The sequence below is a fragment of the Streptomyces sp. cg35 genome (assembly GCF_050410835.1).
Classification (GTDB): domain Bacteria; phylum Actinomycetota; class Actinomycetes; order Streptomycetales; family Streptomycetaceae; genus Streptomyces.
On the sequence record NZ_CP191268.1, the window covers coordinates 3,998,072 to 4,023,094 of the forward strand.

Sequence of the window (25,023 nt, forward strand, 5' to 3'; positions counted from 1 at the left end):
TACAGACCTGGGCCTCCTGCCCGCCGGTCGCACGACCACGCGTGGTAGGCGGGACCGAGTGGGAAACGGCCCGTAAACGAACTGTGGCCCTCCCACCGAACGGTGAGAGGGCCACAGACCGCGCTTGCGCAGCAGATCGCTTACTTCTTGTTGCGACGCTGCACGCGGGTGCGCTTCAGCAGCTTGCGGTGCTTCTTCTTCGCCATCCGCTTACGCCGCTTCTTGACAACAGAGCCCACGACTACCCTCGCTCACTTCTCGGACAACCCCCGCATTGCGGGGACAATCACTCGGTGCGGGGCTGCATTGGGGCCCACACGACCTACGGAGGGCCAGCGTACCCCGCCCGGGCGCCGAGCTAGAAATCGAGGGCCCCCGGGCTCTCCCGAGGGAGCTCCCGAGGGGTATCGATCAGGCGGTTTCCACCCCCACGTAGGACTCGCGGAGGTACTCGTGAACCGCTTGCTCCGGAACGCGGAAGCTCCGCCCCACCCGGATCGCGGGCAGATGACCGCTGTGCACCAAGCGGTACACGGTCATCTTGGACACTCGCATGACCGAAGCGACTTCCGCCACGGTCAGGAACTGCACCTCGTTCAGAGGCCTACCTTCACCAGCAGCCATGACACACCTGAACCTTCCGCACTCGACGGTCACCGGCTTCCCCTTCCGGTGACTCAACGTCGTTGCGTGCTCACTCCCAGACTAGGGGCGTGTGGTGCGAGTGGGGAAGAGGAGCAGCGATCGGCCGCCTACTGTGACAGACACGCTCGATTGAGTACATAGCGAGTAAGCGGTCGGTAGTAATCAGACCGCACAGCGTCATCAAGCGGAACGACGACGGACACCTGCCCCTCGGCCTCACCGACGAACAGTGCGGGATCATCCGTATCGGCCAGGCCGATGGCGTCGAACCCCAACTGACCTGCACCGCAGACCCATCCGTGGTCCCCCACGACAAGGCGCGGAAGCGGTCCGCCGGCCTCCGCACAGGCGGCCAGAGCGGTGCGAACCGGGAGTGGTGAGTGGCTGTGCGCGCCGGTCTCACTCCCGGCCGGCCATGCGCCGGGTTCCCGCACCAGCGCGACTCCTCGTACGTAGTCAAGGTTGTAGGTACGTAGACCGAACCGGGTCGTTATGTCGACACTGTGGCCCTGCGCCGGGGTGAGGACGGGGCATCCCATCGCCGACAAAGCGTCCGCCAACGCGGCGTAGAAGCCGAGCAGTCGGTGCGGATGACCGGTCCCGAAGAGGACCGGGGAGAGCGAGTGGGCGGCCCGGCCGAGCCGGTCCGCGAAGGCGTCGAGCGCCGCCAGGGTCCGCTCCGGGTCGATGACGTCGTGCCCCGAGGTGTGGGCCGGGTCGCCCGACACTCCGCACTTGTCGGCCATGAGCGCGAGCAAGTCCCGCTGCCCCCAAGCCCATTCGGGATCGAGCCCGAGCAGCACACGCGGATCACGCGCCTCGAAAAGCCGGTAACTGCGCAGACTCTCCTCACGTGAGGTCGCCACGGGCCCGGCAAGCCGAGCCGCCAACAGGTGCGCACGCAGGGCGCCGGTGCTCAACACGCCTGTGATGCTGGTGCATTGGGCAGCCGAATACCCCGGAAACACCCGAACACCCCACAGTTGGAGTAATACCCGGACACCCGACCTGATCCGCCGGACCCGACCTAGGGCAGCAGCCCCCGCAGCGGAAACGCCGCCTTGCGGGTGGCCAGGATCGCCTGGTCGAGCCGGTCCGCGGGGTCGTACCCCGACTCCCACTCCTGATGCCCGACGGGCCAGCGCCCGTCGGTCATCCGCCCGGGCGCCAACTGCCGGGTACGGGCGAAGACTTCCTGCCGCCAGCCGTCCGGGATCACGGTCTCGGGCGCGATCTCCCGCCCGGCCGCGATGGCGACCAGGTGCGTCCACGACCGCGGCACCACATCCACCACGGCGTACCCCCCGCCGCCGAGCGCGACCCAGCGTCCGTCGGCGTACTCGTGCGCCAGCTCGTGACAGGCCACCTGCACGGCCCGCTGCGCGTCGAGCGACACCGCGAGATGCGCGAGCGGATCCTCGAAGTGCGTATCGGCCCCGTGCTGTGTCACCAGCACCTGCGGCCGGAACTCGGCGAGCAGCTCCGGTACGACGGCGTGGAACGCCCGCACCCATCCCGCGTCCCCGGTCCCGGCCGGCAGCGCGACATTGACGGCCGTCCCTTCGGCGGGACCGTCCGCCCCGGTCTCCTCGGGCCACCCGGTCTGCGGGAACAGCGTCCGCGGATGCTCGTGCAGCGACACGGTGAGCACGCGCGGGTCCTCCCAGAACGCGGCCTGCACCCCGTCCCCGTGATGCACGTCCACATCCACGTACGCGACCCGCTCCACGCCGAGCTCCAGCAGCCTGGCGATGGCGAGCGCGGCGTCGTTGTACACACAGAACCCGGAGGCGGCGCCGGGCATCGCGTGGTGCAGCCCGCCGGCGAAGTTCACGGCGTGCAGGGCGTCCCCGCGCCACACGGCCTCCGCGGCCCCCACCGACTGCCCCGCGATCAGCGCGGACACCTCGTGCATACCGGCGAAGGCCGGATCGTCCACGGTCCCGAGCCCGTACGCCTGGTCGGCGGCGGCCGGGTCGGCGGACGCGGCCCTGACCGCCTCCACGTAGTCCTCGCGGTGCACCAGCCGCAGCGTCGAGTCGCCCGCCCGCTTGGCCGCGACGACCTCGATGTCCCGCTCGAGCCCGAAAGCCCCGACGAGACGCCGGGTCAGGTCCAGCCTGACCGGGTCCATCGGATGCCCCGGACCGAAGTCATAGCTCGTTACCGCCGGGTCCCACATCAACTGCGCGCGGCCGCTCATGCTTGCCACCGTATCGGTCCGTCCCGGAACCGAACGAAGGGGCGTACACGAGCGTCACCAGCACCAACGCCATCGGCACGAGCATCGCCCAGCGATAGCTCCACGCATCGCCCAGAGCCCCCACAAGCGGCGAACCCACCAGAAAACCCACGTAGTTGAAGATATTGAGCCGCGCGACGGCGGCGTCCGAGGCACCGGGGAACATCCGCCCGGCGGCGGCGAACGTCTGCGGCACGATCACACAGAGCCCGAGCCCGAGCAGCGTGAACCCGAGCATCCCCACCCAGGGCCCCGGCGCCACCGCCACGACAGCGAAACCGGCGGCGGCCACCAGCGTCCCCAGCCGCACCACGAGCACCGCCCCGAACCGCCGCACGCCCACATCGCCCACGGCCCGGCCCACCAGGGTCATCACCATGTAGACGTTGTACGGGACCGTCGACATCTGCTCGGAGCTGCCCAGCACGTCCTGCAGATACTTCGCGCTCCAGTTGGAGACGGTCGAGTCCCCGATGTACGCGAACGCCATCACCAGGCACAGCGGTAGCAGCATCTTGAAGACGACACCGCCCGCCTGCTGCGCCGCGGCCTCCTCCTCGGCGCCCACGCTCCCGTCGACGTACCACCGGCTCCCGGCCAGCGCCGCGGGCAGCAGCACGACGACCACCGGCAGATAGGACACGAACAGCGACAGGTCCCAGTGCGCCCCGGCCCACGCGAGCGAGGCGCCGACGATGCCGCCGAAGCTGTACGCGGCGTGGAACCCGAGCATGATGCTGCGCCCGTACGCCCGCTGGAGGCTCACCCCGAGCATGTTCATGGAGGCGTCGAGCGCGCCCACGGACAGCCCGAACGCACCGAGCGCGACGGCCACCTGCCACAGGGTGTTCCCCGCGCCGACGCCGAGCAGCGCCAGGAGCACGACGGGCTGCGACCACCGCAGCACCCGGCTGGGCCGCACCCGCTTCACCAGCTGCTCGGTGCCCACGCTGCCGGCACCGGCCAGGATCGGTACGGCGGCGAGGAACACGGGCAGCAGCCCGTCCGAGATCCCGTACTGGTCCTGAATGGCGGGGATCCGCGTCACCAGCAGCGCGAACGCCGCCCCCTGCGCGAAGAAGCTGAACCCCAGCGATCTCCGCCCCCGGCGCAGCGCCCCCGTCACCCCTGCTATGCCATCGCTCATGGCGGCACAGCGTAAGGCCCCGCCCTACCGGTGGGTAGATGGATCTCGAAAGCAAAAGACGACCGTGACCTCAGCCGAGCAGGCCCGGCAGTTCCCGCATGTCGGCGAAGAGTCCGTCGGTCCCCCGCAGCCGGTCGGCGGGCGTCATCGCCGTGAACCCGTACACGGCCATCCCCGCGGCGCGAGCGGCCTGCACCCCGAGCGGACTGTCCTCGACGACCACGCACTTCTCGGGCGGGACGCCCATCTGCTCGGCGGCGTACAGAAACAGATCGGGCGCCGGCTTGCCCCGCCCGACATCCTGCGAACTGAAGATCCGCCGGTCGTCGAACCATGCGTCGAGCCCCGTCGTCCGATGCCCGACCCGGATCCGCTCATGGCTTCCGGACGACGCGACGCAGTAGGGGACCCCGTCGGCGGTCAGCTGCTCCAGGACGTCGACGATGCCAGGCACGGGCTTCAGCTCCCGCTCGAACGCGGCGAACACCCGCTGATGAAACACGTCGTCGAAATCCGCGGGCAGCCGCTCTCCCGTCCTCTCGTACACAAGGTCGTGTACGCGGTGCATGGCGGCGCCCATGTAGTCCCGCAGGGAGTCCTCGTACGACGTCGGGTGCCCCAGCTCGGTGAGATAGCCGGCCAGCAGCGTATTGGAGATCGGCTCACTGTCGACGAGCACGCCGTCGTTGTCGAAGATGACGAGGTCATAGCGCATAGTCATGACCCTAAACGCAGAAAAGCCCCGGACCGTATCCCGGTCCGGGGCTTTTCTCAACAATAGTTCGGCGGCGTCCTACTCTCCCACAGGGTCCCCCCTGCAGTACCATCGGCGCTGTAAGGCTTAGCTTCCGGGTTCGGAATGTAACCGGGCGTTTCCCTCACGCTATGACCACCGAAACACTATGAAACTGTCAACCGGAGCCGTAGCCAATCGGCTTCGACGGTTGTTCGTGGTTTCAGAACCAACACAGTGGACGCGAGCAACTGAGGACAAGCCCTCGGCCTATTAGTACCAGTCACCTCCACACCTTACGGTGCTTCCAGATCTGGCCTATCAACCCAGTCGTCTACTGGGAGCCTTAACCCCTCAAAGGGGGTGGGAGTCCTCATCTTGAAGCAGGCTTCCCGCTTAGATGCTTTCAGCGGTTATCCTTTCCGAACGTAGCCAACCAGCCATGCCCTTGGCAGGACAACTGGCACACCAGAGGTTCGTCCGTCCCGGTCCTCTCGTACTAGGGACAGCCCTTCTCAAGACTCCTACGCGCACAGCGGATAGGGACCGAACTGTCTCACGACGTTCTAAACCCAGCTCGCGTACCGCTTTAATGGGCGAACAGCCCAACCCTTGGGACCGACTCCAGCCCCAGGATGCGACGAGCCGACATCGAGGTGCCAAACCATCCCGTCGATATGGACTCTTGGGGAAGATCAGCCTGTTATCCCCGGGGTACCTTTTATCCGTTGAGCGACGGCGCTTCCACAAGCCACCGCCGGATCACTAGTCCCGACTTTCGTCCCTGCTCGACCCGTCGGTCTCACAGTCAAGCTCCCTTGTGCACTTACACTCAACACCTGATTACCAACCAGGCTGAGGGAACCTTTGGGCGCCTCCGTTACCCTTTGGGAGGCAACCGCCCCAGTTAAACTACCCATCAGACACTGTCCCTGATCCGGATCACGGACCCAGGTTAGACATCCAGCACGACCAGAGTGGTATTTCAACGACGACTCCCCCTGAACTGGCGTCCAGAGTTCACAGTCTCCCACCTATCCTACACAAGCCGAACCGAACACCAATATCAAACTGTAGTAAAGGTCCCGGGGTCTTTCCGTCCTGCTGCGCGAAACGAGCATCTTTACTCGTAGTGCAATTTCACCGGGCCTATGGTTGAGACAGTCGAGAAGTCGTTACGCCATTCGTGCAGGTCGGAACTTACCCGACAAGGAATTTCGCTACCTTAGGATGGTTATAGTTACCACCGCCGTTTACTGGCGCTTAAGTTCTCAGCTTCGCCAAGACGAATCTTGACTAACCGGTCCCCTTAACGTTCCAGCACCGGGCAGGCGTCAGTCCGTATACATCGCCTTACGGCTTCGCACGGACCTGTGTTTTTAGTAAACAGTCGCTTCTCGCTGGTCTCTGCGGCCACCCCCAGCTCAGAGTGCAAGACTCATCACCAGGAATGGCCCCCCTTCTCCCGAAGTTACGGGGGCATTTTGCCGAGTTCCTTAACCATAGTTCACCCGAACGCCTCGGTATTCTCTACCTGACCACCTGAGTCGGTTTAGGGTACGGGCCGCCATGAAACTCGCTAGAGGCTTTTCTCGACAGCATAGGATCATCCACTTCACCACAATCGGCTCGGCATCAGGTCTCAGACTCATGTGAACCGGATTTACCTGGATCACGTCCTACACCCTTACCCCGGGACAACCACCGCCCGGGCTGGACTACCTTCCTGCGTCACCCCATCACTCACCTACTACCAACTTGGGCCGGCGGCTCCACCACTTTCCATTCCCCGAAGGGTCCGGAACGGCTTCACGGCCTTAGCATCACTGGATTCGATGTTTGACGCTTCACAGCGGGTACCGGAATATCAACCGGTTATCCATCGACTACGCCTGTCGGCCTCGCCTTAGGTCCCGACTTACCCTGGGCAGATCAGCTTGACCCAGGAACCCTTAGTCAATCGGCGCACACGTTTCTCACGTGTGTATCGCTACTCATGCCTGCATTCTCACTCGTGAACCGTCCACCACTAGCTTCCGCTGCAGCTTCACCCGGCACACGACGCTCCCCTACCCATCACAGCAGGCGTTAGCCCTCTTGCTGCAATGACACGACTTCGGCGGTACGCTTGAGCCCCGCTACATTGTCGGCGCGGAATCACTAGACCAGTGAGCTATTACGCACTCTTTCAAGGGTGGCTGCTTCTAAGCCAACCTCCTGGTTGTCTCTGCGACTCCACATCCTTTCCCACTTAGCGTACGCTTAGGGGCCTTAGTCGATGCTCTGGGCTGTTTCCCTCTCGACCATGGAGCTTATCCCCCACAGTCTCACTGCCGCGCTCTCACTTACCGGCATTCGGAGTTTGGCTAAGGTCAGTAACCCGGTAGGGCCCATCGCCTATCCAGTGCTCTACCTCCGGCAAGAAACACACGACGCTGCACCTAAATGCATTTCGGGGAGAACCAGCTATCACGGAGTTTGATTGGCCTTTCACCCCTAACCACAGGTCATCCCCCAGGTTTTCAACCCTGGTGGGTTCGGTCCTCCACGAAGTCTTACCTCCGCTTCAACCTGCCCATGGCTAGATCACTCCGCTTCGGGTCTTGAGCGCGCTACTGAATCGCCCTATTCGGACTCGCTTTCGCTACGGCTTCCCCACACGGGTTAACCTCGCAACACACCGCAAACTCGCAGGCTCATTCTTCAAAAGGCACGCAGTCACGAGATATGTGCAAGCACATATCCGACGCTCCCACGGCTTGTAGGCACACGGTTTCAGGTACTATTTCACTCCGCTCCCGCGGTACTTTTCACCATTCCCTCACGGTACTATCCGCTATCGGTCACCAGGGAATATTTAGGCTTAACGGGTGGTCCCGCCAGATTCACACGGGATTTCTCGGGCCCCGTGCTACTTGGGTGTCTCTTAAACGAGCCGCTGACGTTTCGACTACGGGGGTCTTACCCTCTACGCCGGACCTTTCGCATGTCCTTCGCCTACATCAACGGTTTCTGACTCGTCCCACGGCCGGCAGACCGTAGAAAAGAGATCCCACAACCCCCACGACGCAACCCCTGCCGGGTCTCACACGTCGTAGGTTTGGCCTCATCCAGTTTCGCTCGCCACTACTCCCGGAATCACGGTTGTTTTCTCTTCCTGCGGGTACTGAGATGTTTCACTTCCCCGCGTTCCCTCCACACTGCCTATGTGTTCAGCAGCGGGTGACAGCCCATGACGACTGCCGGGTTTCCCCATTCGGAAACCCCCGGATCAAAGCCTGGTTGACGACTCCCCGGGGACTATCGTGGCCTCCCACGTCCTTCATCGGTTCCTGGTGCCAAGGCATCCACCGTGCGCCCTTAAAAACTTGGCCACAGATGCTCGCGTCCACTGTGCAGTTCTCAAACAACGACCAACCACCCGTCACAACCCACCGAAGCAGATTTTTACCGGGGCCGGCATTGAGGTCGGGAACAAGTCCGTACCCTCAGATACCCAACAGCGTGCCCGACACCCTCGCCCCTCGTGGTCTGCGTTCCACGCTCCGAAGAGCAGTACTTGCAGCCCGAGTTGACTGACGGTGCCGAATAATCAACGTTCCACCCATGAGCAACCACCGTCGAACGTTTGCCGACGTAATGGCCCTGGACCACCGAGCAAGCCCGGCGGCCTAGATGCTCCTTAGAAAGGAGGTGATCCAGCCGCACCTTCCGGTACGGCTACCTTGTTACGACTTCGTCCCAATCGCCAGTCCCACCTTCGACAGCTCCCTCCCACAAGGGGTTGGGCCACCGGCTTCGGGTGTTACCGACTTTCGTGACGTGACGGGCGGTGTGTACAAGGCCCGGGAACGTATTCACCGCAGCAATGCTGATCTGCGATTACTAGCAACTCCAACTTCATGGGGTCGAGTTGCAGACCCCAATCCGAACTGAGACAGGCTTTTTGAGATTCGCTCCACCTCGCGGTATCGCAGCTCATTGTACCTGCCATTGTAGCACGTGTGCAGCCCAAGACATAAGGGGCATGATGACTTGACGTCGTCCCCACCTTCCTCCGAGTTGACCCCGGCGGTCTCCTGTGAGTCCCCATCACCCCGAAGGGCATGCTGGCAACACAGAACAAGGGTTGCGCTCGTTGCGGGACTTAACCCAACATCTCACGACACGAGCTGACGACAGCCATGCACCACCTGTACACCGACCACAAGGGGGGCACTATCTCTAATGCTTTCCGGTGTATGTCAAGCCTTGGTAAGGTTCTTCGCGTTGCGTCGAATTAAGCCACATGCTCCGCTGCTTGTGCGGGCCCCCGTCAATTCCTTTGAGTTTTAGCCTTGCGGCCGTACTCCCCAGGCGGGGCACTTAATGCGTTAGCTGCGGCACGGACAACGTGGAATGTTGCCCACACCTAGTGCCCACCGTTTACGGCGTGGACTACCAGGGTATCTAATCCTGTTCGCTCCCCACGCTTTCGCTCCTCAGCGTCAGTATCGGCCCAGAGATCCGCCTTCGCCACCGGTGTTCCTCCTGATATCTGCGCATTTCACCGCTACACCAGGAATTCCGATCTCCCCTACCGAACTCTAGCCTGCCCGTATCGACTGCAGACCCGGGGTTAAGCCCCGGGCTTTCACAACCGACGCGACAAGCCGCCTACGAGCTCTTTACGCCCAATAATTCCGGACAACGCTTGCGCCCTACGTATTACCGCGGCTGCTGGCACGTAGTTAGCCGGCGCTTCTTCTGCAGGTACCGTCACTTTCGCTTCTTCCCTGCTGAAAGAGGTTTACAACCCGAAGGCCGTCATCCCTCACGCGGCGTCGCTGCATCAGGCTTTCGCCCATTGTGCAATATTCCCCACTGCTGCCTCCCGTAGGAGTCTGGGCCGTGTCTCAGTCCCAGTGTGGCCGGTCGCCCTCTCAGGCCGGCTACCCGTCGTCGCCTTGGTGAGCCACTACCTCACCAACAAGCTGATAGGCCGCGGGCTCATCCTGCACCGCCGGAGCTTTCAACCCCCTCAGATGCCTGAAGGAGTGTCATCCGGTATTAGACCCCGTTTCCAGGGCTTGTCCCAGAGTGCAGGGCAGATTGCCCACGTGTTACTCACCCGTTCGCCACTAATCCACCCCGAAGGGCTTCATCGTTCGACTTGCATGTGTTAAGCACGCCGCCAGCGTTCGTCCTGAGCCAGGATCAAACTCTCCGTGAATGCTTCCCCGTACTCGGGGTGACACCACGAGAGCGGAACAAGGAGAGGAATAATCCCCCTGTTCACAGCGTCCTCGCTGTGCGCCTACCGGTCAGTGACCGGCAGGACTTTTTCAAAGGAACCTCAACTCACCGAAGTGAGTCGGGGTATCAACATATCTGGCGTTGATTTTTGGCACGCTGTTGAGTTCTCAAGGAACGGACGCTTCCTTTGTACTCACCCTCTCGGGCTTTCCTCCGGGCGCTTCCCTTCGGTACTTCTTTTTAATGTTACTGCGTGTTTCCGACTCTATCAGACCGTTTCACCGGCCGACTTCCTCGGGGTCGTGCTCCGCTTTCCGGCCTTTCGGCCTTCCGGCGGTGTTGACTCTATCAGATCCTTTCGGGCCTGATTCCCTGTCAACCGGGTTTGTCTTCGCGGCTGTTGGGCCGTTCCGACGAGTGAGACATTAGCGGATTCCTGGCCCCCGACCTAATCGGGGTCCCGCTCTTTCGAACGTGGATTCCTCATTTCGCAAAAGCGCGCACAAACGACACGACGACGGAAGAAATCTGCCGTCGGGCTGTTGAGTGGGTCTTGCGGAATGGTTGTCCGGGGACCGACCGGGGTCGGCGCTCACGTCGGACAACTCGGAGAACACTACGTATCGGCCCGGGGCGTGTCAACTTCGTGCCCCGGGCCGTGCGACGGTCAGTTGTTGTTGCCGGAGGCCAGTTCGCGGCTGCGGTCGCGGGCCGCTTCGAGGGCCGCGATGAGGGCCGCGCGGACGCCGTGGTTCTCGAGTTCGCGGATCGCGTTGATGGTCGTACCTGCCGGGGACGTGACGTTCTCGCGCAGCTTCACCGGGTGCTCGCCGCTGTCGCGGAGCATCGTGGCCGCGCCGATGGCGGACTGGACGATGAGGTCATGGGCCTTGTCGCGGGGCAGGCCGAGGAGGATGCCGGCGTCCGTCATCGCTTCGACCAGGTAGAAGAAGTAGGCAGGGCCCGAGCCGGAGAGGGCCGTGCAGGCGTCCTGCTGTGATTCCGGGACGCGGAGGGTCTTGCCCACCGAGCCGAAGATGTCCTCGGCGTGGGTGAGGTGGGCGGCGGTCGCGTGCGTGCCCGCGGAGATGACGGACATGGCCTCGTCCACGAGGGCCGGAGTGTTCGTCATGACGCGGACCACCGGGGTGCCGGGCTCCAGCTTCTCCTCGAAGAAGGTGGTGGGGATGCCTGCCGCGCCGCTGATGACCAGGCGGTCCTGCGGGAGGTGCGGGGCCAGTTCCGTGAGGAGCGTGCCCATGTCCTGGGGTTTGACCGTGAGGATCAGGATGTCGGCCTGCTTCGCGGCTTCCTGGTTGGTGACCGGGGTGACGCCGTAGCGGGTGCGCAGTTCCTCGGCGCGCTCGGGGCGGCGGGCCGTGACCATGAGGTCGGCGGGGTCCCAGCCGCCGCGGATCATGCCGCTGAGCAGGGCTTCGCCGATCTTGCCCGTGCCGAGTACGGCGACCTTGTGGCGCGGGGTCTGGCTCTGGGGCGTCTGGCTCATGTGGCTCGGGCCTTCCGTGTGCGTCGTCGTCCGGACGCATCCTCGCATCGGGCGGGCCGCGCGCCAGGGGGTTGTCCGGTGGACGGACGGTCCGGGCGGCGCGGTCAGGCCGTGCGACGGCGCAGGGTCGCCGCGCCCAGGGCCAGGACCAGCGCGGCGCAGCCCGCCACGATCAGGGCGTCGCGTACGTAGGTGGCGGTGAGGTCCGTGTGGCGGAGGACCTCGTTCATGCCGTCGACCGCGTAGGACATGGGGAGGACGTTCGAGATCGCTTCCAGGACCGGCTGCATCTTGTCGCGCGGGGTGAACAGGCCACAGAGGAGGAGCTGGGGGAAGATCACCGCTGGCATGAACTGGACCGCCTGGAACTCGGATGCCGCGAAGGCCGAGACGAACAGGCCGAGGGCGGTGCCGAGCAGGGCGTCCAGGAGGGCCACCAGGAGGAGCAGCCAGGCCGACCCCGTGACGTTCAGGTCGAGGACCCAGAGGGCGAGGCCGGTGGCCAGGGCCGACTGGACGACCGCCAGGGCGCCGAAGGCGAGCGCGTAACCGGCGATGAGGTCGCCCTTGCCGAGGGGCATGGCCAGGAGGCGTTCCAGGGTGCCGCTGGTGCGTTCGCGCAGGGTGGCGATGGAGGTCACCAGGAACATCGTGATGAGCGGGAAGATGCCGAGGAGCGAGGCGCCGATGGAGTTGAAGGTGCCGGGGCTGCCGTCGAAGACGTAGCGGAGCAGGAACAGCATCACGCACGGGACGAGCAGCATGAGCGCGATGGAGCGCGGGTCGTGGCGGAGCTGGCGCAGGACGCGGGTCGCGGTGGCGGTGGTGCGGTACGTGTTCATGGCGGGTCCGTCCGGGGTGGTCAGGGGGCGGCGTTCGCGGCGTCGACCAGGTGGAGGAAGGCCTGTTCGACGGTGGGGCTGGCGGTGGCCGTGCGCAGGGCGTCGGGGGTGTCGTCGGCCAGGAGTTCGCCGTCGCGCATGAGGAGGAGGCGGTGGCAGCGCTCGGCCTCGTCCATGACGTGGGAGGAGACCAGGATCGTGGTGCCGCGGCCGGCCGCGAGGTCATGGAAGAGGTTCCAGAGGTCGCGGCGCAGGACCGGGTCCAGGCCGACGGTGGGTTCGTCGAGGACGAGGAGTTCGGGGGTGCCGAGGAGGGCGACGGCGAGGGAGACGCGGCCGAGTTGGCCGCCGGAGAGGTTTCCGGCGAGGGCGTCGGCGTGGGAGGTGAGGTCCACGTCGGTGAGGACGCGGTCGACGTCCGTGGCGCGCCGGTGGGCCGCGGCGCGGCCCGGGAGGAGTACCGCGGCGAAGTAGCCCAGGTTCTGGCGCACTGTCAGATCGAGGTAGACGGACGGGGCCTGGGTCACGTAGCCGACGCGGGAGCGCAGGGACGGGTGGCCGGCGGGGCGGCCCAGGACCTGGAGGGTGCCGGAGACCTTGGCCTGGGTGCCGACGAGGGCGCGCATCAGGGTCGACTTGCCGCAGCCGGAGGGGCCCAGCAGGCCGGTGATCTGGCCGCGGGGGACGGTGAAGTCGAGGCCGTGGAGGACGCTGCGGGGGCCGCGGGTGACGGTGAGGGCTGTGGCGTGGACGGCGGGGGTGACGGGTTCTCGGGGGGCGGGGCCGGGAGAGTCCGAGGTTTTATTCATCACATGATGAATATTGCTCCGGGGGGGTTGACGGCGTCAAGGAGCGTGGCGGGGGCCTCGCCTGAAGGGAGGGTGGCCGTCGGGGGTTGTCTTGGCGGCTTTCCCTCGTCTCCGACAGGTGTCGGGTCGGGTACGGGGCCGCCCTGGGCATGTCCGTGCTCGCCATCTTGATGGCGTCCCTGGTTGCTTCGGGCCTCGCTACCGCGTGAGCTGTGCTGCGCGCGCACATACCCAGACCGGCCCCTCCCGTCTCGTACGCGACCGGACGCCGGTGGGGGCTGCGCAGATCGAGCCCCGCCGGCGATTCAGGCGCGGCGGACGATCGTGAGGTCCAGGGCGTAGGCGTCCTCCACCATGCCGTCGGGGAAGTGGCGCAGCAGGTGCGCGCGCTCGTCCGCCAGGACCGGGGCGGAGCGTTCGGGGCCCATGACCGCGAAGTAGGAGCGGCTGCCGAGGTGGGCCAGGTGCAGGTCGACCGGGATGCGGCGGGTCCAGTGGAGGCGGCGGAAGGCCGGGGTCGGGCCGAGGGCGGTGATGATGCCGGGGGCGTCGGCGGCGACGCCGTGGCGGTGGTAGCCGGGCAGCCGGGCCTGGAGGCGGGTCTCCTGGGCGCGGGTCCATTCGACGTCCGGATCCGGGACGTTCCACCACAGGGCGAGCGCGCCGCCCGGCCGCAGGACGCGCAGCGCCTCGGGGACCGAGCGGGCCGGGTCGGTCCAGTGCCAGGACTGGGCGTACGTGACCAGGTCGACGGAGGCGTCCGCGAACGGCAGGGCGTCGCCGACGGCGCGCACGAGCGGGACGTCGGGGAGGGTCCGGCGGAGCTCGGCGCCCATGCCGGGGCCCGGCTCGACGGCGATGACGCGGCCGCCGCGCTCGCGCAGCAGGCGGGTGGCGATACCGGTGCCCGCGCCCACGTCGAGGACGCGGGTGCCGCGCAGGCCGCCGGGGCCGAGGGCCGCCAGTCGCTCGACGGTGTCGAAGAGTTCGGGCGGGTAACCGGGGCGGGCCGAGGCGTACTGGGCGGCGACCGTGTCGAAGGAGAGCGCGAACTCGGCGCCCGGGGGCTGCTCCGTCATGGGTTCATCCTGGCCGTGCGGGGGCCGGCCTGCCAGGCTCGGCGCGGCTTCGTCCCGGCTCAGCTCTTCTTCTTCCCCGAGGACTTCTTCGCGGGGTTGCGGGTGCGGCGGGTGGTGCGGCGTTCGTACTGCTCGCGGGCGGTCTCGTACTCCTGCCTGCGGAGCTTCTCACCCGGGGCCTCGGTCAGGCAGCGCAGGGCGTGGGCGACGAGGACGCCGACGAAGCCGATCGTCAGGAAGCCGCGCAGGGACGCCTGGCGCTCGGGGTCGTGGCGCTGGGAGAAGCCGCTCCAGGTGCGGTTGAAGGCGAAGGCGCTGCAGATGGCGAACATGGCGACGACCAGGATGTTCACGAACGCGCCGACGTCCGCGACGGCCAGACCCTCGTAGGCGAAGCGCAGCACGAAGCAGCCGGCCGCCGCGGCGAGGAGCGCGCCCACGCCGACGGCGGCGCGGCGCAGCAGGTAGGTGCCGCTGTGGTCGACCCAGCTCGTCCCGAAGAAACGGATCTCCTCGGGACGGGGGCCGGGGGCCGGGGAGGTGCTGGGGGTGCCGGTGCCGGTTTCGTCGCTCACGGTTCGATTATCACCGGGGACCGGGGTGGGTCAGGCGCAGCGTGGTGCCACGTATCCGTCGCTGCCCGTCTTCACGTACGCGTCCGAGACGTACTGGCCGTTGCCGATGCTGTCCCAGATGTTCGTCGTGCCGTAGGTGCCGGTGACCCACTCGCCGGGCTTCTGGCAGTTGATCGGCACGCTCGCGCCGAGCGGCAGCACCCGGACCAACGCGTACTGGGTTCCCGGGCCGCTGCGCACCTTGAGCCGGATTCCGGGTGCGACCGCGTAACGGGTCGCCGCCGCGGCGGCTATGCCCTCGACCGCGCCCGATGTTTCCTCAACAGCCATGGAGGCCTCCCCCGTTGATGTCGTCCGATGCCGTCGGTGTGTGTCCGGCACCGGCATCGCCCCGTGCGACTCGCGCAGGCTAGCAAGCCCCTCCGGTATCGCACGCACCATCGACTAGGCTCCGTGCGTCGCGCTTGCGGACTCAGAACACGGGGGTGGGCGATGCCGCCGCTGCGCAGCACCGGACCCGGGCCGGAAGCGGAACGTCCGGGGTACGCCGGTCGCTATCGGCTCGAGGAATGTCTCGGTTCCGGCGGCATGGGGGTGGTCCATCTGGCCACGTCCGCTTCGGGGTTGCGGCTCGCGATCAAGATCGTGCATGCCTCGATCGCCACGGATCCTGAATTCAGGGCGCGTTTCCGGCAGGAGGTCAGCGCCGCGCGCCGGGTCAGCGGTGCCTTCACGGCGCCCGTCGTCGACGCGGACCCGGATGCCGGACTGCCCTGGATGGCCACACTGTTCATCCCCGGTGACACCCTGTCGGAACGGGTGAAGCGGAACGGCGCGCTGACGGTCGCGGAAGTACGCCGCCTCGGGGCGGGACTGGCCGAGGCGCTGCGCGACATCCATCGCGCGGGAGTCGTCCACCGCGATCTGAAGCCGAGCAATGTGCTGCTCGCGGCCGACGGGCCCAAGGTCATCGACTTCGGCATCTCCCGTCCGGTGGACAGCGATCTGCGCACGGAGACCGGCAGGCTGATCGGGTCGCCGCCGTACATGGCTCCGGAGCAGTTCCAGCGGCCGCGCGAAGTGGGGCCGGCCGCGGACGTGTTCGCGATGGGCGCGGTGCTCGCCCACGCGGCAACGGGTCGCGGTCCGTTCGACTCCGACAGCCCGTACCTCGTCGCCTATCAAGTGGTGCACAACGAACCGGACCTGACCGGCGTGCCGGACGAGCTGTTGCCCGTGGTCCGCCGCTGCCTGACCAAGGATCCGGACGAACGGCCCTCCCCCGCCGAGGTCATGGAGATGCTGCGCCAGCCGGCGACGGCGCCGCTGATACCGGCCCAGCGTGAGCCCGACCGCCGTGAGCGGATCCCGGAGCACTCCTCTCCGGCGGACGCCGCCCGCCCCGTGTCACGTCCCGAGCCCGGTACGGCGTCCGGCGGCACCGTCGCGCCACGGCGCGGCAGGCGCTCCCGGCTGGTCCTGGCGGCCGCCGTCGGTACGTTGCTGATCGCGACGGGCGCGGCCCTCGCCACGGGCACCCTGTTCCCGGACGACGAGCGGCCCGCGGCGCACCGGCAGCCCTCCGGCCGGGCCGACTTCACGCCATGGGCCACCCGCCTCGGAACCGGGAGCGGCACGCCGCCCGCGTGCACGGCCACCGCGGACGCCTTGTACTGCGTCACCGGGACGGGCCTCACGGCCCGCCTCGACCCCGCGGACGGCGCTGTCGTGTGGCGCCGCGCCCTGGGCCGGCCGTCCGGTGCGCCGCCGACGGTCTCCGGTGGCCTGCTGCACCTCGTCACCGGCCACCGCCTGCAGGCGCTCGACCTCGGTACCGGTGCGGCGCGGTGGAGCGCGGACACCGCGGGCAGCTCCGCGGTCCGGCACTCCGCGGGGACCACCCTGCTCGTCGGTTCCGAAGGGGCGGTCCGGGCGCTGGACAGCGCGACCGGACGAAAGCTGTGGGAGCGCGGCGTCGGCGGGGTCGGCACCCAGTGGGTGGCCGGTGACCAGCGGACCCTCTATGCCGTCACGCCGGCTCCGGACGGTTCCGCCACCACGATCCGGGCGGTGGCGGCGGACGACGGGCGCTCCCTGTGGTCAGCCCGGGCGGACGGAGATCTCCGCCCCGTCGCCGCCGGGGACGACGCGCTGCACCTCTTGTCCCTGAACGCGGACCAGCTGACCGACGCGGTGGTCCGCCTCGACACCCGGACCAGGTCGGCGCACCGCGTCCCGCTACCCCTGCGGATCGATCAGGCGGAGGCCACGGAGAGCGCCGGAACCGTGTTCGTCTACGGGGCCGGCGGCATGCTTCTCGCGGTCGACACGCGTCCCACGACGAAGGCGGCGGACGCCGTGCGCTGGCAGCAGGACACCGCGGTGAGCCGCCCGTCCCGTCCGGTGGCCGCCGAGGGACGGCTCTGTTTCACGGCGCCCGACGGCCGTCTCCTCGCCACGGATGCCCGTACCGGCGCTCCCCTGGGCCAGACCCGCCCCCGCTCCGCCGCCCGCCCCGACCGCGTCGTCGCCGAGCTGGCGGAGCCGGTCGTGGTCGGGGGCCGGGTGTACGGGAGTGCGCCGGACGGCACGGTCTTCGGGGTGGACGGACGTCACCCCGAGGACTGGTGAAGCAGCGGGGTCAGCCGAGCTTGGAGACGTCGCGGACCGCGCCCTTGTCGGCGCTGGTCGCCATCGCCGCGTACGCGCGCAGGGCCGCGGAGACCTTGCGCTCGCGCGCCTTGGGGGCGTAGACGCCGCCGAGGACCTCGCGGCGCGCGGCCAACTCCTCGTCGGAGACGAGCAGTTCGATGGACCGGTTCGGGATGTCGATGCGGACGCGGTCGCCGTCCTCGACGAGGGCGATGGCGCCGCCGGCGGCCGCCTCGGGCGAGGCGTGGCCGATGGACAGGCCCGACGTACCGCCGGAGAAGCGGCCGTCCGTGACGAGCGCGCAGACCTTTCCGAGACCGCGGCCCTTCAGGTACGAGGTCGGGTAGAGCATCTCCTGCATGCCGGGGCCGCCCTTGGGGCCCTCGTAGCGGATGACGACGACGTCGCCCTCCTTGACCTGCTTGAGCAGGATCTTCTCGACGGCCTCCTCCTGCGACTCGCAGACCACGGCCGGGCCCTCGAAGACCCAGATGGACTCGTCGACACCGGCGGTCTTCACGACGCAGCCGTCCTCGGCCAGGTTGCCCTTCAGGACCGCGAGGCCGCCGTCCTTGGAGTAGGCGTGGGCGACGTCGCGGATGCAGCCGTTCGCCGCGTCCGTGTCGAGGGTGTCCCAGCGCTCGGACTGCGAGAAGGCCTCGGCGGAGCGCTTGCAGCCGGGGGCCGCGTGCCACAGCTCGACGGCCTCGTCGGACGCGGCGCCGGAACGGACGTCCCAGGCGTCCAGCCACTCCTTGATGGAGGGCGAGTGGACCGTGTGCACGTCCTCGTTGAGGAGACCGCCGCGGTACAGCTCGCCGAGGAGGGCGGGGATGCCGCCGGCGCGGTGCACGTCCTCCATGTAGTACGTCTTCGAGCCCGCGACGTTCGGCGCGACCTTGGCCAGGCAGGGGACGCGGCGCGAGACGGCGTTGATGTGGTCGAGGTTGTAGTCGACCTCGGCCTCCTGCGCGGCGGCCAGCAGGTGCAGGATCGTGTTCGTGGAGCCGCCCATGGCGATGTCGAGCGCCATCGCGTTCTCGAAGGCGGCGTGGGTGGCGATGTTGCGCGGCAGGACCGAGGCGTCGTCCTCGCCGTAGTAGCGCTTGGTCAGCTCGACGACGGTCGCGCCCGCGCGCTCGTACAGCGCCTTGCGGGCGGTGTGCGTGGCGAGGACCGAGCCGTTGCCCGGCAGGGACAGACCGATGGCCTCGGTCAGGCAGTTCATCGAGTTGGCGGTGAACATGCCGGAACACGAGCCGCAGGTCGGGCAGGCGTTCTCCTCGATACGGAGGATGTCCTCGTCGGAGATCTTCTCGTTCACGGCCTCGGACATCGCGTCGACCAGGTCGAGCGTGCGGACCGTGCCGTCGACGAGGGTGGCCCGGCCGGACTCCATCGGGCCGCCGGAGACGAAGACCGTCGGGATGTTGAGGCGCAGCGCGGCCATCAGCATGCCCGGGGTGATCTTGTCGCAGTTCGAGATGCACACCAGGGCGTCCGCGCAGTGCGCCTCGACCATGTACTCGACCGAGTCGGCGATCAGATCGCGCGACGGCAGGCTGTACAGCATGCCGCCGTGCCCCATGGCGATGCCGTCGTCGACGGCGATGGTGTTGAACTCCCGGGGGATGCCGCCGGCGGCCGTGATGGCGTCGCTGACGATGCGGCCGACCGGGGCCAGGTGGGTGTGCCCGGGCACGAACTCGGTGAACGAGTTGGCCACGGCGATGATCGGCTTCCGGCCGATGTCCGCACCGGGTACACCGGAGGCGCGCATAAGGGCGCGTGCGCCCGCCATGTTGCGGCCGTGGGTGACTGTGCGGGACCTCAGCTCGGGCATCGTCGCTCGCTCCTTCAGGCAGAAAAGACTGCGTACGAGCCTACGCCGCCCCTCCAAGATCCGGACACCCTGTCCAGATACCGGGACGCCCGTCTCATGGTCCCGGGTCAGGAGCCGGTCAGATGTCCCTGCACGACGGGCGCGAGCCGGGCCACGAGGACCTCGACGTCCGCCGAGGCCAGCGGCTCCACCTTGATCACGTACCGGAGCATCGCGGTCCCCACCAGCTGGGCCGCGGCCAGCGAGGCCCGCAGCTCGGCCTCCTGCTCCGGCAGGTCGAGGCGCCGCCCGATGCGCGACAGCAGCTGGGCGGCGATGAGCCGCCGGAAGACACCCGCGGCCACCTCGTTGTTGACGGCGGAGCGCACGATGGCGAGCAGCGGTGCCCGCGTCGCCGGGTTCTCCCACACGCCGAAGATGAACCGGGTCAGCCGCTCGCCGACCCCGTCCAGCGGCCCGTCCTCCACGGCGGCCGGAGCCTCCAGGGCGGGCGCGAAGGCCATCTCGACGGAGGCGGCGAACACCTGCTCCTTGGTGCCGAAGTAGTGGTGCACCAGCGCCGAGTCGACCCCGGCCGCCTTGGCGATCCCCCGCACGGAGGTCTTGTCGTACCCCCGCTCGGCGAACTCCTCGCGCGCCGCGGCGAGGATCCGCTCACGCGTCCCGGGCCCGTCCCCGCCCGCCGTACGCGAGGGCCGTCCCCGGCGCCGCGCGGATTCGCTCATGAACGCGGCACCCGCATCGCGGACGCCAGATGCAGCCGTGTGAAGGCGAGCGCCTCGGCGAGGTCGGCCTCACGCTCGGCGCTGGACATCGCGCGCCGCGTATTGACCTCGATGACCACATGCCCGTCGAACCCGCTGACGGCCAGCCGCTCCAGCAGCTCGGCACAGGGCTGCGTGCCGCGCCCCGGCACCAGGTGCTCGTCCTTGTTGGACCCGTTCCCGTCGGCCAGGTGCACGTGCCCCAGCCGGTCTCCCATCCGGTCGATCATCTGCATCGCGTCGGTCCGGGCCGTGGCGGTGTGGCTCAGGTCGACGGTGAAGTGCCGGTAGTCGTCCTTCGTGACGTCCCAGTCGGGGGCGTACGCGAGCATCTCCCGGTCCCGGTAGCGCCACGGGTACATGTTTTCGACGGCGAACCGCACATCGGTCTCGCCGGCCATCCGCCAGATGCCGCTGACGAAGTCCCGGGCGTACTGCCGCTGCCACCGGAAGGGCGGATGCACCACGACGGTCGAGGCCCCGAGCTTCTCCGCCGCGGCCTTCGCCCGCTGCAGCTTCACCCATGGGTCCGTCGACCAGACCCGCTGCGTGATCAGCAGACATGGTGCGTGCACGGCCAGAATCGGGATCCGGTGATAGTCGCTGAGCCGCCGCAGCGCCTCGATGTCCTGGCTGACGGGGTCGGTCCACACCATGACCTCGACGCCGTCGTAGCCCAGGCGTGCGGCGATCTCGAAGGCCGTCGCCGTCGACTCCGGATACACCGAGGCGGTCGACAGGGCGACCTTCGCATCCGGGATGCGCACCACTGGTTCTGCCACGGGGACAGAGTACGGGCCCTCGCGATCCCGCGGGGAGGCCGGGTGAATCGTCCCCGTGCCGACGGATCCTTGACATGGATCCACCGGCGATCACTCGCGTACGAGACGGGAGGGGCCGGTCTGGGTATGTGCGCGCGCAGCACAGACCACGCGGTGACGAAGCGCGAAGCAACCGGCGAGGCCATCAAGATGGCGAGCACGGACATGCCCAGGGCGGCCCCGTACCCACCCACACACCTGTCGGATCGAAACGGAAAGCCGCCAACCGAAGCCCAGACGGCCACCCTCCCTTCAGGCGGTTCAGGCCGTTCAGACCACTCAGGGCGAGGCCAGATGATCCAGCCGCCGCAGGATGACACCCTCCCGCAGCGCCCAGGGACAGATCTCCAACGTCTCCACCCCGAACAGATCCATCGCCCCTTCGGCCACCAGCGCCCCCGCGAGCAACTGCCCGGCCCGCCCCTCCGACACCCCGGGCAGCTCCGCCCGCTCAGCCACCGTCATCCCGGCGAGCCGCGGCACCCACGCCTCCAACGACTCCCGCTTCAAGTCCCGTTGTACGTACAGCCCTTCGGTGGACCGAGCGGCCCCCGCAAGCCGCGCCAACTGCTTGAACGTCTTCGACGTGGCCACCACATGATCCGGCGCCCCGAACCGGCTGAACTCCCCCACGGTCCGCGCGATCTGCGCCCGCACATGCCGCCGCAACGCCTTCACGTCCGCCGGATCGGCCGGATCCCCGGGCAGCCACCCGGCCGTCAACCGCCCGGCCCCCAGCGGCAGCGACACCGCCGCGTCGGGCTCCTCGTCGATCCCGTACGCGATCTCCAGCGACCCGCCACCGATGTCGAGCACCAGCAGCTTCCCCGCGGACCAGCCGAACCACCGCCGCACGGCGAGGAACGTGAGCCGCGCCTCCTCCGCCCCGGTGAGCACCCGCAGCTCGACCCCGGTCTCGTCCTTCACCCGCGCCAGCACCTCATCGGCGTTGCTCGCCTCGCGCACGGCCGACGTGGCGAAGGGCAGCAGGTCCTCGACACCCTTGTCCTCGGCGGCCTCCAGGGCCCCTCTGACCGTGCCGACCAGCTGTTCCACCCCGTCGGCCCCGATCGCGCCCCGCTCGTCGAGGAGTTGGGCGAGCCGCAGATCGGCCTTGTGCGAGTGCGCGGGCAGCGGGCGGGCACCCCTGTGCGCGTCCACCACGAGCAGATGAACCGTATTCGAACCCACGTCGAGGACACCGAGTCTCATATACGGAACGCTACTGCGCCGACCCCGCGCTCCGTCCGCCAAGGCCCCTGCCGAGACCCGACCCGTGACCTGAGCGGGGAGCCGAGCCGGCCCCTGGACCGTCGTGGAAGCGGGAGTCTCGCCCACCTCCACGACGCCCTTACTCTGGAGCCGTGCCAAAGACGAAAAAGGCCAAGGCCGACAAGAGCGACAAGAAGACGAAGTCGGCGACTCCAGACCTGGAGCCGAAGCAGAAGCAGAAGCCGAAGCAGCAGCCGAAGGCGGCCCAGCCGGACGAGAAGGGAATCGACTTCCCGCGCGCCTGGGTCGAGTTCCCGGATCCGGCGGACGACGAGCAGATCTTCCGGTGCGATCTGACATGGCTGACCTCTCGTTGGACCTGCATCTTCGGCAGCGGCTGCCAGGGCATCCAGGCGGGCCGCGCGGACGACGGCTGCTGCACGCTGGGCGCGCACTTCTCGGACGAGGACGACGAGAAGCGCGTGGCGGGCTACGTCGCGCGCCTCACGCCGGACATCTGGCAGCACCACGACGTCGGTACGGAGACCGGCTGGGTCTCCAAGGACGAGGACGGCGAGCGCCAGACCCGCCCGTACAAGGGCTCGTGCATCTTCCAGAACCGCCCGGGCTTCGAGGGCGGCGCCGGCTGCTCGCTGCACATCCTGGCGATCAAGGAGGGCCGCGAGCCGCTGGAGACGAAGCCGGATGTGTGCTGGCAGCTGCCGGTCCGCCGTACCTACGAGTGGATCGACCGCCCCGACGACACCCGGGTGCTCCAGGTCTCGATCGGTGAGTACGACCGGCGCGGCTGGGGCCCGGGCGGCCACGACCTGCACTGGTGGTGCACCTCGGCGACCTCGGCGCACGGCGCGGGCGACCCGGTGTACGTCTCGTACCGCCCGGAGCTCACCGAGCTGATGGGCAAGGCCGGTTACGACAAGCTGGTCGAGCTCTGCGAGGAGCGGCTGGCGTCCGCCCCGAAGGGCCTGCCGCTGCTCGCCCCGCACCCGGCGGACCCGGACCCGGCGTAGCGACACGGGAAGTGCCTACGGGGACTGCGGCGACGTCGAGTCCCCGGGGCTCGACGGGTCGGAGGGCGCGGGCGACGAGCCGGTCGGCGTCGGGTCGGGCTCCGAGGTCGTGGGGTCCGGGTCCGGCGAGCTCGGGTCGGGGTCCGAGGGCGAGGGATCGCTCGGCCCCGACGAGGGCTCGGAGGGCGAGGGGTCGGACGGCGTGGGGTCCGGCCCGCCGGTGCCGGGCCCGCTGGTGCCCGGCCCGGGGGTGGGCCGGGCACCGCCGGAACTCCCGTACCCGTCGAGGGAGATGACGGCGCCGGACGGATCGATGCCGATGCGGGCGCTCCAGTGCCCGGACGGCTCCCGGTCATGATCGACGTACACCCGGATCGTGAACGACTCGCCCGGCCGCAGCGTCCCCGACGCCTGGCTCAGATACAGCCAGGACGCCCCGGTGTGCGCGGACCAGTGGACGGCCGAACTCCCGGACGCCGTCAGGGTGATGAGCGTCGAGGCGCCGCTGGGCTGGGCCTCGACGGTCAGCCGCCCGGGGCCGGTGCCCGCGCGCGGCGAGATGACCTCGACGGAGACGTCGGGCGAGCGGCTGCCCGCGGTGAAGCGGGGGTCGGGGGTGGTGCTGGCGTTGCCCGCGTTCTCGTACGTGTCGTCCGTGCGCTCGCCGCTCAGCCCGTCGGGTCCGCCCGCCTCGCTGGCGCTGATGGAGCGGCCGTCGGTGCCCTCGCCGGTGAGCGGGGCTCCGCGGTAGGCGGCCCACAGGGCGAGTACGGGAGCGGCCACCACGGTGGCGACCACGGTCGTCGTGACCGCGCGCGAGCGCAGCCGGTCCCGCCGTGCCGCCCGGTCCTTGGGATCCATGGGGAACCCGCGCCGGTCGAAGCGGGGCGCGCCGCCGGGGTGCGGGGCGTGCATCGCGCGGTGCAGGGCGGGGCGCGGGGCCTCGACGAGGGGCAGCGCGGCGGGCGTCACGGAGGTGCCGGGCCAGCTGCCGGGGGCGGCGCGCTCGGCGGTGCGGCGGCAGCGCGGGCAGTCGTCGACGTGCCGGACGAGCTCGCGGCGCAGGGCGGCGGACAGGAGCACTTGGTTGTCGCCGGTGAGGCGGGCGACGCTGGGGCAGGTGCCGGTCTCCACGACGGCGAGCGCGGCGCGGGTGCGCTCGACCTCGCAGGCGGCGGCCGCGAGCAGCTCGCGGGTGACGCCGGGGTCGGTGCCGAGGACGGCCGCGACCTCGCGCGGCGACAGCTGGTGCCGCACGGCCAGTTCGAGCGCCTCGCGCTGCTCGGGGGTGGTGCCGGCTGCCTCCGGCCAGGCGAGCAGCGCGAGTTGGCGGCGGCGCTCCTCCTGGAGGAGGACGTCTTCGGAGGGGCCCTTCTCGGCGGGCTCGGGCGGGCGCTTGCCCGTGGCGTGCGCGCCCTGCCGCCTGCGCTTGGCCTCGGCGAGACGGCGCAGACAGGCCCAGCGGGCGAGCGCGTACAGCCAGGCCCTGCGGTCGGCCTCGGAGTCGGCGGCCGGGGCGCGCGAGCCGCGGCGCTCGGCGAGCGCGAGGGCGTCACCGAGGGCGGCGGTCGCCTCTTCGTGGTCGCAGAGCACGGAGAGGCAGTAGGTGAACAAGCCGTCCAGACACGGCTCGTAGCGAGCGGGCGGGCGCTGCGGAACAGCGCGCGGCACCGGCCGCCTCGCCCCGGGGCGGTGCGCCCGGTGTGCGCCGGTGGTGTGCGTGGGGGTTTCCGGCCTGCTGCTCATCACCCGTGCGACCGTAGGCGGCGCGCGCGGGGCCCTTCCGGCCCCTTGAGCACTTTTAATCCTTACGGGTGAAACGATCCCTCAAAAGGGGACAGGAAGCCCATATTCCGTGGCCAGCACGGCTACGCGGGGCAACCGAC

General features: G+C 68.5%; 19 protein-coding genes and 3 rRNA genes. 2 read left to right on the top strand and 20 right to left on the bottom strand.

Going from position 1 to position 25,023, the window contains the following annotated elements; translation table 11 throughout:
- Window positions 1-140 precede the first annotated feature (140 nt).
- The 15 genes from ACQUQD_RS18120 to ACQUQD_RS18190 all read right to left on the bottom strand — a co-directional run bounded on the left by ACQUQD_RS18120 (window position 141) and on the right by ACQUQD_RS18190 (window position 15,144).
- Complete coding sequence (locus ACQUQD_RS18120) at window positions 141-239, bottom strand: 30S ribosomal protein bS22 (RefSeq protein ID WP_236538798.1); 99 nt, start codon at window positions 237-239, stop codon at window positions 141-143.
- A 172-nt stretch (window positions 240-411) separates the two neighbouring features.
- Window positions 412-624: a helix-turn-helix domain-containing protein gene (locus ACQUQD_RS18125; RefSeq protein WP_428953140.1), complete on the bottom strand. Its 213-nt coding sequence runs from the start codon at window positions 622-624 to the stop codon at window positions 412-414.
- Between the two features lie 128 nt (window positions 625-752).
- Window positions 753-1,568 (bottom strand): phosphatase, encoded by an 816-nt coding sequence (locus ACQUQD_RS18130; RefSeq protein ID WP_428953141.1) that lies wholly within the window; start codon window positions 1,566-1,568, stop codon window positions 753-755.
- Between the two features lie 104 nt (window positions 1,569-1,672).
- On the bottom strand, window positions 1,673-2,848 hold the full coding sequence (locus tag ACQUQD_RS18135) for an acetoin utilization protein AcuC (protein WP_428953142.1): 1,176 nt from the start codon (window positions 2,846-2,848) through the stop codon (window positions 1,673-1,675).
- On the bottom strand, window positions 2,799-4,013 hold the full coding sequence (locus ACQUQD_RS18140) for an MFS transporter (protein ID WP_428957593.1): 1,215 nt from the start codon (window positions 4,011-4,013) through the stop codon (window positions 2,799-2,801). Before ACQUQD_RS18140 ends, ACQUQD_RS18135 begins: the two co-directional genes overlap by 50 nt.
- Window positions 4,014-4,104: 91 nt before the next feature.
- Entirely contained in the window at window positions 4,105-4,749 is a 645-nt protein-coding gene (locus ACQUQD_RS18145; protein ID WP_428957594.1) for an HAD family hydrolase, read from the bottom strand.
- Window positions 4,750-4,814: 65 nt separating this feature from the next.
- Window positions 4,815-4,931, bottom strand: a 5S ribosomal RNA gene (gene rrf, locus ACQUQD_RS18150).
- Window positions 4,932-5,020: 89 nt separating this feature from the next.
- Window positions 5,021-8,141: ribosomal RNA gene (locus ACQUQD_RS18155) — 23S ribosomal RNA — on the bottom strand.
- Window positions 8,142-8,453: 312 nt separating this feature from the next.
- Window positions 8,454-9,979: ribosomal RNA gene (locus ACQUQD_RS18160) — 16S ribosomal RNA — on the bottom strand.
- The 16S, 23S and 5S rRNA genes sit together here, the layout of an rRNA operon.
- A 690-nt stretch (window positions 9,980-10,669) precedes the next feature.
- Window positions 10,670-11,509 (bottom strand): pyrroline-5-carboxylate reductase, encoded by an 840-nt coding sequence (proC, locus tag ACQUQD_RS18165; protein ID WP_428953143.1) that lies wholly within the window; start codon window positions 11,507-11,509, stop codon window positions 10,670-10,672.
- A 104-nt stretch (window positions 11,510-11,613) separates the two neighbouring features.
- A complete protein-coding gene (locus tag ACQUQD_RS18170) occupies window positions 11,614-12,351 on the bottom strand; it encodes an ABC transporter permease (protein WP_428953144.1) in 738 nt (245 codons plus the stop codon).
- A 20-nt stretch (window positions 12,352-12,371) separates the two neighbouring features.
- On the bottom strand, window positions 12,372-13,160 hold the full coding sequence (locus tag ACQUQD_RS18175) for an ABC transporter ATP-binding protein (protein WP_428953145.1): 789 nt from the start codon (window positions 13,158-13,160) through the stop codon (window positions 12,372-12,374).
- A 305-nt stretch (window positions 13,161-13,465) separates the two neighbouring features.
- Window positions 13,466-14,239 (bottom strand): class I SAM-dependent methyltransferase, encoded by a 774-nt coding sequence (locus ACQUQD_RS18180; RefSeq protein ID WP_428953146.1) that lies wholly within the window; start codon window positions 14,237-14,239, stop codon window positions 13,466-13,468.
- A gap of 59 nt (window positions 14,240-14,298) precedes the next feature.
- A complete protein-coding gene (locus ACQUQD_RS18185; protein ID WP_428953147.1) occupies window positions 14,299-14,814 on the bottom strand; it encodes an EamA/RhaT family transporter in 516 nt (171 codons plus the stop codon).
- Window positions 14,815-14,844: 30 nt separating this feature from the next.
- Complete coding sequence (locus ACQUQD_RS18190) at window positions 14,845-15,144, bottom strand: hypothetical protein (protein ID WP_428953148.1); 300 nt, start codon at window positions 15,142-15,144, stop codon at window positions 14,845-14,847.
- Window positions 15,145-15,306: 162 nt separating this feature from the next.
- On the opposite strand from ACQUQD_RS18190, the gene ACQUQD_RS18195 reads away from it, so the two are divergent.
- On the top strand, window positions 15,307-17,445 hold the full coding sequence (locus ACQUQD_RS18195; protein WP_428953149.1) for a protein kinase domain-containing protein: 2,139 nt from the start codon (window positions 15,307-15,309) through the stop codon (window positions 17,443-17,445).
- A gap of 10 nt (window positions 17,446-17,455) precedes the next feature.
- Here the strand turns inward: ACQUQD_RS18195 and ilvD are convergent, their stop codons facing one another.
- The 4 genes from ilvD to ACQUQD_RS18215 all read right to left on the bottom strand — a co-directional run bounded on the left by ilvD (window position 17,456) and on the right by ACQUQD_RS18215 (window position 22,106).
- Window positions 17,456-19,309 (bottom strand): dihydroxy-acid dehydratase, encoded by a 1,854-nt coding sequence (gene ilvD / locus ACQUQD_RS18200; RefSeq protein ID WP_428953150.1) that lies wholly within the window; start codon window positions 19,307-19,309, stop codon window positions 17,456-17,458.
- A gap of 107 nt (window positions 19,310-19,416) precedes the next feature.
- A complete protein-coding gene (locus tag ACQUQD_RS18205) occupies window positions 19,417-20,034 on the bottom strand; it encodes a TetR family transcriptional regulator (RefSeq protein ID WP_428953151.1) in 618 nt (205 codons plus the stop codon).
- On the bottom strand, window positions 20,031-20,855 hold the full coding sequence (locus tag ACQUQD_RS18210) for a sugar phosphate isomerase/epimerase family protein (RefSeq protein WP_428953152.1): 825 nt from the start codon (window positions 20,853-20,855) through the stop codon (window positions 20,031-20,033). Before ACQUQD_RS18210 ends, ACQUQD_RS18205 begins: the two co-directional genes overlap by 4 nt.
- Window positions 20,856-21,173: 318 nt before the next feature.
- Complete coding sequence (locus tag ACQUQD_RS18215; RefSeq protein WP_428953153.1) at window positions 21,174-22,106, bottom strand: Ppx/GppA family phosphatase; 933 nt, start codon at window positions 22,104-22,106, stop codon at window positions 21,174-21,176.
- Between the two features lie 152 nt (window positions 22,107-22,258).
- On the opposite strand from ACQUQD_RS18215, the gene ACQUQD_RS18220 reads away from it, so the two are divergent.
- A complete protein-coding gene (locus ACQUQD_RS18220; RefSeq protein ID WP_428953154.1) occupies window positions 22,259-23,137 on the top strand; it encodes a hypothetical protein in 879 nt (292 codons plus the stop codon).
- A gap of 15 nt (window positions 23,138-23,152) precedes the next feature.
- On the opposite strand, the gene ACQUQD_RS18225 is transcribed toward ACQUQD_RS18220, so the two are convergent.
- Window positions 23,153-24,886, bottom strand: a complete 1,734-nt coding sequence (locus ACQUQD_RS18225; protein WP_428953155.1) for a BACON domain-containing protein — start codon at window positions 24,884-24,886, stop codon at window positions 23,153-23,155.
- Window positions 24,887-25,023: the final 137 nt, after the last annotated feature.